We start from the raw sequence: 11,865 nt of genomic DNA, 5'->3' as shown, positions 1-11,865 counted from the left end.
ACATGGGAATTCAGGGAACCATATTGGTCGTCGACGACGAAGTCCGGTCGCAGGAGGCGCTGCGCCGCGTCCTCAACCAGGACTTCGAAGTGCTGTGCGCCGGCAACACCGCCGATGCCGAGAAGCTGCTCGAAGGCGAGATCGTGCATGCGGTGATCTGCGACCAGCGCATGCCGCAGGAATCCGGCGTCAGCTTCTTGAAGCGCGTCCGCGAGATGTGGCCCGACCCTGTCCGGATGATCATTTCCGGCTATTCGGATTCCGAGGACATCATCGCCGGCCTCAACGAGGCCGGGATCTACCAGTATATTACAAAGCCCTGGCAGCCGGATCGCCTGATCGAGATCGTGCGCGAAGCGGTGCAGCTCTATCGGCTGCAGAAGGAGACCGAAACCGCCGGCGTCGACGTCAAGGCAACGCCCGATCACATCAAGAAGGTCGTCTCGGTCAAACGCGGCGCGGCGAAGAGGCTGTATGATTTCGACCGCATCGTGCATTCGGCGGCAAGCCCGATGCGCAATGTGATCGAGCTCGGCCGCCGGGCGGCGGACTACGACATCTCCGTGCTCATCACCGGCGAGTCCGGCACCGGCAAGGAGCTGCTGGCGCGCGCGATCCATTACGGCTCGGGCCGCGCCAGCAAGGCCTTCGTGGTCGAGAACTGCGGCGCGCTGCCGGACGAGTTGCTGGAGAGCGAGCTGTTCGGCTGCAAGAAGGGCGCCTTCACCGGCGCCTATCAGGACCGCATCGGCCTGTTCGAGGTCGCCGACGGCGGCACCATCTTCCTCGACGAGATCGGCGAGACCTCGCCGGCGTTCCAGGTCAAACTTCTGCGCGTGCTGCAGGAGAGCGAGATCCGGCCGCTCGGCGCGCAGCGCGTGCGCAAGGTCGATGTCCGCGTGGTCGCCGCCACCAATCGCGACCTGGAAGCCGAGGTCGAGGCCGGCCGCTTCCGACGCGACCTGTATTATCGGCTCGCCGCGTTCCCGGTGCATATGCCCTCGCTGCGCGAGCGTCCCATGGACATTCCGCTGATCGCCGAGGGCGTGCTGTCCGCGGTGAAGACCTCGTTCAACCGACCGCATCTGCGGTTCGCGCCGGCGGCGCTGGAGGAGTTCTCGAAATACCACTGGCCGGGCAATGTCCGCGAGCTGCAGAACGAGATCCAGCGCATGGCCGTGCTCGCCGATGCCGACGAGCTGCGCTGCACGCCGTTCGCGGGTCGCCGCAGCGCCCGCCGCACGGCACCCGCCGCCGTCAACGGCAAGCTGAACGGCAGCGGCAGCCTCAAGGACCGGGTCGAGGATCTCGAAAAGACGATCATTGTCAGCTGCCTCGAAAAATACGAGGGTAACATCAGCCGCGTCGCGAGCGAGCTCGGCCTGTCCCGGGTCGGCCTCCGCAACAAGCTGTCGAGATACGATCTGAAGAAAAATGGCAAAGGCCACGCACTCTCCTGAATCCGGCGCCGACACGCTGCTGAAGCTGATCGCGAGCAGCAGCACGCTGGAGTTCGACAGCGAGCGCGAGGGCGTGTGGATCGAAGTGATCCGCAAGATGGACGAGGTCTATTCCGACCTGCTGCGCTACGAGGTTGACCTCGAGCACAAGAATGCGGAGCTCGAGGAGGCCCAGGCCTTCGTCACCAATGTCATCGAGTCGGTCTCTGACATTCTCGTCGTCTGCGACGCGCGGGGGCACGTGCAGCAGGCCAACTCGGCGTTCCAGCGGACGTCTGGCCGCACCCTTGACGAGATCGCCGGACGCAACCTCGCCGAGATGATCGACCTCGATCACCGCAGCAAACTCGCGGCGCTCCTGAAGCCGCGCAGCAGCGCCGAGGTGGTCGATGGCGAGCTGCGATTTGTCGCGGATGGGGTCAGCTCCGACCTGTTCGCGATCAACAGCTCGCCGCGCCACGATCATCGCGGCCGGTTTATCGGTGTGGTGCTGACAGGCCGTCCGATCGGCGAGCTGCGTCGCGCCTACGAGGCGCTGCACAAGGCGCATCAGGAGCTGCAGCGGGCGCAGCGGCAGCTCGTCGAGCAGGAGAAGATGGCGAGCCTCGGCCGCCTCGTCGCCGGCGTCGCGCACGAGCTCAACAATCCGATCAGCTTTGTCTACGGCAACGTTCACACCTTGATGCGCTACCGGACCGCGCTGGTCGGCTACCTCGACGCGGTCCACGAGCAGCCGCTCTCCGACGAGGCCGCCGCCTTGCGCAACGACCTGCGCATCGACGCCATCCTGGAGGATTTCGGACCGCTGATCGAAGGCACGCTGGAGGGCGCGGTGCGGATCAGCGAGATCGTCAAGAACCTGCGGCGCCTGTCGTTCTCCAAGCTCGGCGAGGTCGAGCGCGTCAACATCGAGCGGCTGATCAACACGGCCGTGCTGTGGGCCGGCCGCACCAAGCAGCATCGTGTCGATATCCAGATCGAGGTCGAGCCGGATCTGTGGATCTCCGGCAATGAGGGCCAGCTGCATCAGGTGATCGTCAATCTGGTCGAGAATGCGATCGATGCGATGCGATCGACCGAGCTGCCGCGTCTCGTCGTCGCGGCCTCGCGTCAGGGCAGCGAGATTGCGTTCCGGATCACCGACAATGGTCCGGGCATCGACAAGGACCATCTCAGCCACATCTTCGAGCCGTTCTTCACGACCAAGCGCGTCGGGGAGGGGACGGGGCTCGGGCTCTGGATCAGCTACGGCATCGTCCGCGAGCATGGCGGCGAGCTGGTCGTGAGCAACGAACCCCAGGGGGGCGCCACGTTCTCATTCGCGCTGCCTGCGGCCTGAGGCGCTGGTCGTCAGGAATCCTGATCCAGTTCGGCTGCGACCTGGCCGTAGTTGAGGAGAGCCACCAGGGTCGTTCCGCCGACGACATTGCCGAGCAGGGTCGGGACGAAAAAGACGCCGACATAGTCGGCCAGCGAGGCCTCGCCCTTCAGCACGAGAAAGGCGCACTCGACCGATCCGGCTACGATGTGCGCGAATTGTCCCAGCGCGACCAGATAGGTCATGATGATGACGATGTGTGGGCGGGCGCTGCGGATCGCCGGCAACAGCCAAGCCATCAGCGCGATCAGCCAGCCGGCGAAGATGGCGCGCATGAAGGTGGTTGAGAACGGCCCGTCGATCGTGTGGCGGCTGATCTCGGTGAAGGCGTCGATGATCCGCGGTTCGAATACGTCGGTATGAGCCAGCGCAGCGGCCGCAGCCCACGTCCCCACGACATTGGCTGTCAGCACGAGACCCCACAACCGGGCGACCTGGCCGAGCGTCTTCAGATCGCGATGATGCAGCAGCGGCAGGATCGGCGTCAGCGTGTTCTCGGTGAACAGCTGCTGCCGGCCGAGCACCACGACGAGAAAGCCTGCGGTGTAGCCGAGCGGCGCGAACAGCCGTCGCACCGATTCGTCGGAAACGAAGGCGTGAAACTCGCCTTGGACGATCAGCGACAGGCTCATCGACAGGCCCGCGGCGAGGCCCGACAACAAGATCGCCCACCAGCGCCGCTCGAGCTCGCTCTCGCCTTCGGCGCGAATGGTCTCGTGGATCAGCGCCGCGTTGGGCCGGCTCTGCGCCTTGATCTCCTGCCGTTGCTGGTCCGAGACGCCCTCGATGTCAGCGGCGGGGCTGAACGTCGGTGCGGTTGCCTTGCTGCTCACGTCGGATGATCCGTCGGCTGGCGTGGGCGGCTGCCGACGCTCCTTGAAGATCCAAGATCTGGAGATGAAGATCTCGCTTTAGCCAGAACGTTCGACCGGACAGCGAAGTTCCTGATCGCCGGCGCGGCGGAGTGCGTCAGGACGGCGTTGCGACTGGCACGCGGTCGCGCTGCTTCGACAGCCGCGCCAGCAACACCGTGGCGGTTCGCGTGATGTGCTGGCGGGCGAGGTCCTCGGCCTTGTGCGCGTCGCCCGAGATCACCGCGTTGAGGATGTCCTCGTGCTGATCCCAGATCCGCCGCGGCGTCTCGTCGCGCATCAGCACCTCGCCCATCAGCCGGCGCAGATGCAGCCAATGCGGCTGGGTCGTGTCCTGGATCACCGAGTTGCCCGAGATCTCGTAGAGGAACTCGTGAAACTTCACATCCGCCTCGATCAGCTTCTCGACAGAGTGCTCGCGCTCCGCACGGCGGCCTTCCGCGATCAGCCTGGGACCTTCCTCGGCCGCGCGCTCGGCGCCGCGGGTCGCTGCGAGTCCGCAGGCGAGGCCTTCGGCGACGGCACGGATTTCATAGAGATTGCGGATGAAGTCGGTGTCGATCGGCGCGACCTCGAGCCCGCGGCCCGGCGCGTCGCGCACGAATCCCTGGTTGCGCAACAGCAGCAGTGCCTGCTGGACCGGCTGACGCGAGACGCCGAGGTCGCGCGCCAGATCGTCCTGGATCAACCGCGCGGACTCCGGCAACTCGCCGCCGACGATGTCGGAGAGGATGCGCTGGTAGACGCGCTCGGTCAGGTTCGGCTGGGCCTTCAGCGGCGGCACGCGACCTCCTGCGTCAGATCGGGAATGTCGCGTGTCCGATCCGTCATAGCGTCGTCTTTCGTCCAGCGAGCGTGCGCCGCTGCTTCGGCCTGTCGCCCTGCTGCGCTTCCAGATGATGGATGAAGACTGCCGCCGCGCGCGCAATGTGATCGCGGCTCAGCCGCTCGGCCTCGGCGCTGCGCCCCTCGATAATGGCTGCGAGAATGTCCTCATGCTCGTCCCAGACCGTCCGGGACATGCTCTGCTCCTTCTGCAGCACGTCGGACATCACCCGCTTCAGGTACGGCCAATGCGGCGCCATCGTCTCGTCGATCAGCGTGTTGCCTGAGAGGCCGCTCAGGAAGCGGTGGAAGGCGATGTCACTCTCGATTTTGCGGCTGACCAGGCCGCTTTTGACCGCCTCATGGCCGGCAGCGATATAGGCCGGGCCTTCATGCGCGGCGCGTTCGCTGGCTCGCTCGGCCGCGAGCCGAGCCGCCAGGCCTTCCAGCACGGCGCGCATCTCGTACAGGTCACGGACGAAGGCCGGGTCGAGCGGCGCCACGATGAGGCCGCGTCCTGGCGCGCTCTGCACCAGGCCGCAGCCGCGCAGCAGGATCAGCGCCTGTTGAACCGGTTGTCGCGACACGCCGTAGGCCCGCGCGAGATCATCCTGAATCAGTCGCGAGCCGGACGTCAGCACGCCGCTGACGATCTCGTCAGTGATCGCTTCGACGACCTGGTCGACCAGGGAGGGGGCAGGGTGCACGATTCGCATGGGCATCACGTTCAAGGGAACAATACCACGCCGAACGCGAAAATCCATTTGCGACGAATTCGAATTCAGAGTACGAATTCAGAAATAAGGAGCCAGGCTTCAACGGCTCCGATATTCCGGGGAGGGCGTCGGTGTCGGATCAACCGGCTCGTTCGAAGCGCGACCAATGCTGCTCGGCTCCCTCGGAGGGCAGCGTGCACTCCCGGCTCATGCCGGCGGTGCGGCGCGCGAGATTGGCGTCCATGTTCGCGTCATGCCTTGCGTTCGCGCCTGCATTGGCTGCGCCCGGAGAAGGTTTGAGCCTGTCCGATGCCTGGGTGCCGGCAGCACCCGAAGTCGGTCGCGACATTCCTCTGTCTCTCACGATCAAGAACGAGACCTCGGCGCCCGAAGCGTTGATGCGCGTGCGTTGTCCGATCGCCAATTTTTCCGAGCGCCACACCGTCGACCGCGGCGAAGGCGCACCGGCAATGCGCTCCATCCCCAATATTCCGATCGCCGCGGGCAGCACGCTGGTGCTGCTGCCGACCGCCTATCACGTGATGCTGCTGCAGACGCGGGAGCCGCTCGAGCCCGGCAAGCGCTTCACATGCACCATCGTGTTTCAGAAGGCAGGATCCATCGAAACGGAGGTCGAGGTTCGCAAGTCCCCCTGAAGCTTGTTTGTCGACTGCTGCCGTTTCGCTGCGCGGTTGGCGGAGCGGTTTTCGTTCGAACGCATCATCAAGACGGGAGTAGGAAACGATGAGGATCAACGTCAGGACAACCCTGCGGGCGGTGCTGCTGGCCAGCGCCGCCTTTGCCTGTTTCAATCTTGCCGCGCCGGCGCAGGCCGCCGACGAGATGACGCCGGAGCGCTTGCTGAATGCCGACAAGGAAGCCGGCAATTGGCTGCACCATCACAAGAATTATTCGGGCACACGCTTCTCCACGCTGAAGGAGATCAACAAGGACACCGTCAAGAACCTCAAGGTCGCCTGGACCATGCATCTCGGCGGCGTCGAGGGCGGCGGCATCTGGAGCCATGGCGGTCTCGAGGGCACGCCGATCGTCGAGAACGGCATGATCTACGTCACCGACGGCTGGGGCTCGGTCTACAAGATCGATGCGCGCGGCGGCAAAGGCCAACTGGTCTGGAAGATGGATCCGAAGACGGACCATGACTGGGCCGGCGCGATCGCCTGCTGCGGCGTCGACAACCGCGGCGTCGCGCTGTGGGGCAATCTCGTCGTCTCGCACACGCTCGACGGCCGTCTGATCGCGACCAACAAGGAAACCGGGCAAGTCGCCTGGCAGCGCCAGGTCGCCGATCCCGACAAGGGCGAGGTCATCACCGGCGCGCCGCTGATCGTAAAGAACATGGCGATCTCAGGCGTCGCGGGCGCCGAATACGGCATCCGCGGCTGGATCGCTGCGACCGATCTCGGCACGCAGAAGGAAGTCTGGCGCACCCACACCATTCCGGCCAAGGGCGAGCCCGGCAGCGAGACCTGGAAGGACAGCAACGATGCGGCTGCGGCCGGCGGCGGCTCGACCTGGGTAACCGGCACCTACGACCCGGCAACCGACACCATCATCTGGGGCGTCGGCAACCCCGGTCCGGACTGGGACAACGCCTATCGTCCGGGCGACAACCTCTACACCGACAGTTCGCTGGCGCTCGATGCCAACACCGGCAAGATCAAGTGGCACTACCAGCACACGCCGAACGATCCGTATGACTATGACAGCGTCGCCGAGAACGTCCTCGTCGACGTGCCCACGCCGAACGGACAGGTCCAGAAGCTTGCGTTGGAGGCGGACCGCAACGGCTTCGCCTATGCGATCGACCGCACCAACGGCAAGTTCCTGTGGGGCCTGCCGTTCGTGAAGAAGGTGACCTGGACCAAGGGCCTCGATCCCGAGACCGGCAAGCCGATCGAGTATGATCCGAAGAACCCGGTGCAGCGCTACAACGCGTCGGTGACGCCGCATCGCGAGAACAAGGTCGCGGACATCTGTCCCGGCAACATGGGCGGCAAGAACTGGCCGCCGACCTCGTACAATCCGGATCTGAAGCTCTGGTACATCCCGGTGATCGAGAGCTGCAATCGGATCACCGTCGAGGAGGCGACCAAGGACAAGCTGAAGCCGCGCGAGTTCTGGACCGGCGGCGGGCCGAGCCAGCCGTTCAAGATCACGGGTAGCGTGACCGCGATCGACGTCACCACCGGCAAGATCGCCGGCAAGATGGAGACGCCGTTCCCGAATCTCGGCGGCATGCTGTCGACGCCCGATCTCGTCTTCACCGGCCAGCCCTCGGGCGAGGTGATGGCGCTCGATGCCAAGACGCTGCAGAAGCTGTGGGAGTTCAACACCGGCGGCGGCGTCAACGCGCCTCCCGTGACCTTCATGGTCGACGGCAAGCAATATGTCGCAATCCTCGTCGGTCTCGGCGGCGCCTGGGACAAGTGGTTCATCGAAGCCACGCCCGAACTGAAGAAGATCCAGCCCGGCTCGATGCTCTACGTCTTCGCGCTGTAAGTCGATCAGGGAGCGGAGGCCTCGGCCTCCGCTCCTCCCGTTTTCGCGTTTGAAAAGAAGATCAGATGAAATTCAGTGCGATCACGTCCGCGGCAGCGTTGGCTTTCGTTCTTTTCTCCAGCTCGCTCGCTTCGGCTCAGTCTGCTGCGCCTACCGATCCGACCGAGGCAGGCAAGGCGGTGTTCAAGCGCGCCAACTGCGTCGGCTGCCACAAATGGCATGGCAATGGCGGCGGCGGTTATGGCGGCGATGCGCTGTCGCTGCGCAAGACCGAGCTCGACCGTCAGCACATCATCGAGACCGTCACCTGCGGACGCCCGGGGACGGGCATGCCGTATTTCGCGCGTGGCTCCTACGACACGACCAAGTGCTACGAGATGAATCGCCAGGATGTCGGCGAGCGCATGCCCCCGGAGGGCGGCACCTTCCTGCGTCCCAATGATATCGAGGCGGTCGCGGACTACGTGCTCGCGCACATCAAGGGACGGGGCGAGCCGACCTACGACGAGTGCACCGCCTTCTTCGGCAACACCTCGCGCGTCTGCGACATCTACAAGGCCCATGCGACCCAGCCTGCAAGCGAGCCATCGAGATGAAATGCTCCACCTGCATTGCGATCTTCGCGACACTGCTGCTGACCTTCGTCATGCACTCCGCCTCCGCGCAGGCCGTGCCGAGCTACGATCTCAGGGACATCACCGTCGGCATGCCGGTCGGCAACCTGCCGAACGAAGGCTATGTCAACCTCAGCTGCGCCGGGGCGCCAGACCGCAAGCTCGATGCATGGTCGGGCTGGCGCGACTGTCCGGCCGATGAGCAGGGGCGGCGCGCGGTGCGCTTCGAGTTCGATCCCGAAACCAGCCAAGACGGCACCAAGGTCGCCGGCCACCCGGTGCTGCTCACGGCTGTGATCGACGACAAGGCCACGGTGTCCGGACTCAACATCGAGACCGATCCAAAGGCGCGGCTCTACATCCGCAAGAAGGCGTTCCTGCTCGGCAACCAGGTGAAGTCGCGCTATGGCGCTGACGGTTGGGACTGCAAGGAGCTGCAGCCCACGGCGGGCGAGCAGCCGGTGGGCGGCGTTTTCCTGCGAGAGGTCTGCAAGAAGAACATCCCGGGCCGGATGCTGACGGTTGAGCGCGAGCTGTTTCGCAAGCCGGATCAGGACATCAAGAGCTTCGTCGACCAGACCCTGGTCCGAATTACCAAGCAGACGAACTGATCGAGCCATTCCGTGTATCGCCCAATGTGGCGAGGTTTGCGTGTCATGCCTGCGATCGCCGGGTGCGGAGAGTTGCCGGAGATGCAGGCGGCCGTCGGTTGCGCGGCGATGATCATCCTCTCCGGGAGAACGAGCATGAGCTGGACTGCCCCCAAGATCGTCGAAGTCCCCGTCGGCATGGAAATCAACATGTACGCCTGCGCGAGCCGGAAGGCCGAGCGCAAGAGCTGACGTGACCCGTGGCAGCGGCTTCGGTTCGTTGTCGCTGCCACGCGTCGAGACTGCAATTCACCGGCCGTAAGGGGCAGGGAGGAGCCGACAGTGAGAGATCTCTTGAACTTCGGTCAGATGCTGTCCGCTCACGCCCGCATGTCGCCGGAGCGCACCGGTGCCCGCGACCTCGAGCGCGCGATGAGCTTTGCGCTGTGGAACGAGCGCGCCTGCCGGCTGGCTAACGCGCTGCTCGGCCTCGGTCTCGCCAAGGGCGATCGCGTCGCGATCCTCGCCTACAACTGTGCCGAATGGTGCGAGATCTACGCGGCGACCGCCAAGGCCGGCTTGGTCGCGCTGCCGATCAACTTCCGCCTGACCGCGCCGGAGGTGCAGTTCATCGTCCAGAACGCCGAAGCGGCCGCCGTCATCGTCCAGGACGAACTCGTCGGTCTGGTCGAAGAGACGCGCAAGGATCTCGGTATCGCGGACGACCGCTTCATCCACTTCGGCACGAGGCCGCGTCCGGCCGGCTATCGCGGCTATGAAGACATCATTGCGGCGGCGTCGTCGCGCGAGCCGGACCAGCAGGTCGCGCTGTCCGATCCCTGGACGCTGATGTACACGTCGGGCACGACCGGCAAGCCCAAGGGCGTGCTGCGCAGTCATCGCAGCGCTGTGCTGCTGTCGATGGTGACCGAGATCGAGCTGAAGCTCAGCCGCAACGACGGCACGCTGCTGGTCATGCCGATGTGCCATGCCAACTCGCTGAACTTCTTCGGCGCGTTCGGCTATATCGGCGGCGTCAATTCGATCTATTCGCGCAAGAGTTTTGATCCCGAGCACGCGGTATCGACGCTGGCCGACGGCGGCTCGACCTTCACCTCGCTGGTCCCGACGCATTACATCATGATGCTCGACCTGCCGCGCGCGGTCCGCGCGCAGCACGATTTCAGCGCGGTCACCAAGCTCATGATCTCCTCGGCGCCGGCGCGCCCGGAGACCAAGCGCGAGGTGATGGAGATGTTCCCGAAGTCGAGTCTGTACGAACTCTATGGCGCCACCGAGACCGGCTGGGTGACGATGCTGCATCCGCACGAGCAGTTCACCAAGCTCGGCTCGGTGGGCCGCGAATGCGTCGGCGCCGCGCCGATCCGCATCCTCGACGAGGCCGGCAATGAGGTGCCGGACGGTGAGGCGGGCGAGCTCTATTCCTCCAACGCGCATACCTTCGACTGCTATTGGCGGCTGCCGGAAAAGACGAAAGAGGCGTTCCGCGGGGATTACTGCTCCGTCGGCGACATGGCGCGCCGCGACGCCGACGGCTACATCCATCTTGCCGACCGCAAGAGCAACATGATCATCTCCGGCGGCGAGAACATCTACCCCTCCGAGGTCGAGGCGCTGGTCGGCGCGCATCCCGGTGTCAAGGACATCGCCGTGATCGGCCTGCCCGACGATAAATGGGGCGAACGCGTCCATGCGGTGATCGTGCCGCGCGACGGCATGACCCTGAGGGAGTGCGAGCTGGTCGATTGGGCGAAGGAGCGTCTCGCCGGCTTCAAGCGGCCGCGAAGCTACGCCTTCATCACCGATGCCGAGATGCCGCGCAACGCCACCGGCAAGATCCTGCATCGCGAATTGAAGAAGAGATTTTCGTAAGGTGAGTGGCTGCGATGCGCTGCAGTCTGATAGTTAGCTGCGATGCAGGCCGTTCTCAATTCCGCTCTTCCCATCTTCGCGCTGATCCTCACCGGCTTCCTGTGTGGACGCTTCGGTGTGTTCGATCGCACCGCGACCGACAATCTCAACCGCTTCGCCGTCTACCTGGCGCTGCCGGCGCTGATCTTCACGGCGATGTCCAGGATCGGCGTCGAGCAGGTCAGCCAGTTCGGATTCATCGGCGCGTTCTGCGGCGGCATCGCCGCGACGTTTGCGACCGGGTTCATCATCAGCCGGCTGCGCGGTCGCCGTGTTGCGAATGCCAGCATCGAGGGGACTGGACGCGGGCTACAGCAATGTCGGCTTCATGGGCATTCCGATGTGCCTGCTGGTGTTCGGTCCCGACAGCGCGCCGGCCTCGATCATCGCGACGCTGTTCACGGCCTGCGTGCTGTTCCTGTTCGCCATCGTCATGGTCGAAATGGATCTGCAGAAGGGCGCGACGCTCGGGGCGACCATCGCCAAGGTCGCGCGCTCGCTGCTGACCAGCCCGCTGTTCATCGCACCTGTGGCCGGGCTCGCAGTGGGGCTCAGCGGCTTCGCGCTGCCGGCGCCGTTCATGAGCTTCACGACCTTGCTCGGCGGCGCGGCCTCGCCAGCGGCACTGGTCTGCATCGGTCTCTTCTTGGCGCAGGAGCGCGTCGTCACGCACGACGCGACATCGATCGCCATTCTTGTCGCGCTGAAGCTCGTGATGCAGCCGGCGGTGACCGCGCTGTTCGCCTTCCATGTGTTCGCGATGCCGCCGCTGTGGTCGCATTCGGCCGTCATCCTCAGCGCGCTGCCGATCGGCTCAGGGCCGTTCACGATCGCCAAGCTCTACGGCCTCGAAGCCGGTGTCACCTCGGGCGCGATCCTCGTCTCGCACATCTTTGCAGTCCTCACGGTCTCGCTGCTCGTGGCCTGGCTGGCGCCGGGCTGATCGCAATCTCGT

Annotated in this window: 12 protein-coding genes and 1 pseudogene; 10 read left to right on the top strand and 3 right to left on the bottom strand. The window is 65.0% G+C overall.

Annotated features, from left to right (window positions below):
• Positions 1–2: 2 nt before the first annotated feature.
• Both BRAO375_RS13480 and BRAO375_RS13475 read left to right on the top strand, forming a co-directional pair.
• Complete coding sequence (locus tag BRAO375_RS13480; RefSeq protein WP_035640211.1) at positions 3–1,460, top strand: sigma-54-dependent transcriptional regulator; 1,458 nt, start codon at positions 3–5, stop codon at positions 1,458–1,460.
• Positions 1,435–2,799 (top strand): sensor histidine kinase, encoded by a 1,365-nt coding sequence (locus tag BRAO375_RS13475; RefSeq protein WP_009028024.1) that lies wholly within the window; start codon positions 1,435–1,437, stop codon positions 2,797–2,799. Before BRAO375_RS13480 ends, BRAO375_RS13475 begins: the two co-directional genes overlap by 26 nt.
• Before the next feature lie 11 nt (positions 2,800–2,810).
• Here the strand turns inward: BRAO375_RS13475 and BRAO375_RS13470 are convergent, their stop codons facing one another.
• The 3 genes from BRAO375_RS13470 to BRAO375_RS13460 all read right to left on the bottom strand — a co-directional run bounded on the left by BRAO375_RS13470 (position 2,811) and on the right by BRAO375_RS13460 (position 5,251).
• Positions 2,811–3,671: a formate/nitrite transporter family protein gene (locus tag BRAO375_RS13470; protein WP_009028023.1), complete on the bottom strand. Its 861-nt coding sequence runs from the start codon at positions 3,669–3,671 to the stop codon at positions 2,811–2,813.
• A gap of 136 nt (positions 3,672–3,807) precedes the next feature.
• Positions 3,808–4,494, bottom strand: coding sequence for a GntR family transcriptional regulator (locus BRAO375_RS13465; protein ID WP_009028022.1), 687 nt, complete (start codon positions 4,492–4,494; stop codon positions 3,808–3,810).
• A 43-nt stretch (positions 4,495–4,537) separates the two neighbouring features.
• A complete protein-coding gene (locus tag BRAO375_RS13460; RefSeq protein WP_009028021.1) occupies positions 4,538–5,251 on the bottom strand; it encodes a GntR family transcriptional regulator in 714 nt (237 codons plus the stop codon).
• Positions 5,252–5,493: 242 nt separating this feature from the next.
• Between BRAO375_RS13460 and BRAO375_RS13455 the strand changes: the two genes are divergently transcribed.
• The 8 genes and pseudogenes from BRAO375_RS13455 (at position 5,494) to BRAO375_RS13425 (ending at position 11,853) form a co-directional block, all read left to right on the top strand.
• Positions 5,494–5,907: a copper chaperone PCu(A)C gene (locus BRAO375_RS13455; RefSeq protein ID WP_052536085.1), complete on the top strand. Its 414-nt coding sequence runs from the start codon at positions 5,494–5,496 to the stop codon at positions 5,905–5,907.
• 88 nt (positions 5,908–5,995) lie between these two features.
• Entirely contained in the window at positions 5,996–7,774 is a 1,779-nt protein-coding gene (locus BRAO375_RS13450; RefSeq protein ID WP_009028019.1) for a PQQ-dependent dehydrogenase, methanol/ethanol family, read from the top strand.
• A 98-nt stretch (positions 7,775–7,872) separates the two neighbouring features.
• Positions 7,873–8,370: a c-type cytochrome gene (locus BRAO375_RS13445; RefSeq protein WP_009028018.1), complete on the top strand. Its 498-nt coding sequence runs from the start codon at positions 7,873–7,875 to the stop codon at positions 8,368–8,370.
• Positions 8,367–8,999 carry a hypothetical protein gene (locus BRAO375_RS13440; protein WP_009028017.1) on the top strand — a complete coding sequence of 211 codons (633 nt, stop codon included), beginning with the start codon at positions 8,367–8,369 and terminating at the stop codon, positions 8,997–8,999. The genes BRAO375_RS13445 and BRAO375_RS13440 overlap by 4 nt, the downstream gene beginning before the upstream one ends.
• A gap of 135 nt (positions 9,000–9,134) precedes the next feature.
• Positions 9,135–9,230: a pyrroloquinoline quinone precursor peptide PqqA gene (pqqA, locus tag BRAO375_RS38860; protein WP_009028016.1), complete on the top strand. Its 96-nt coding sequence runs from the start codon at positions 9,135–9,137 to the stop codon at positions 9,228–9,230.
• 90 nt (positions 9,231–9,320) lie between these two features.
• Positions 9,321–10,871, top strand: coding sequence for an AMP-binding protein (locus BRAO375_RS13430; protein ID WP_009028015.1), 1,551 nt, complete (start codon positions 9,321–9,323; stop codon positions 10,869–10,871).
• A 42-nt stretch (positions 10,872–10,913) separates the two neighbouring features.
• Positions 10,914–11,108 (top strand): annotated as a pseudogene (locus BRAO375_RS38560) (AEC family transporter); the annotation flags it as partial.
• A gap of 82 nt (positions 11,109–11,190) precedes the next feature.
• Positions 11,191–11,853, top strand: a complete 663-nt coding sequence (locus tag BRAO375_RS13425; RefSeq protein WP_244423180.1) for an AEC family transporter — start codon at positions 11,191–11,193, stop codon at positions 11,851–11,853.
• The last annotated feature ends 12 nt before the right edge of the window (positions 11,854–11,865 follow it).

It is taken from the genome of Bradyrhizobium sp. ORS 375 (assembly GCF_000239775.1).
Taxonomy (GTDB): domain Bacteria; phylum Pseudomonadota; class Alphaproteobacteria; order Rhizobiales; family Xanthobacteraceae; genus Bradyrhizobium.
The sequence above is the reverse complement of the archived record's forward strand: the minus strand, read 5'-3'. Positions and strand labels throughout refer to the sequence as shown.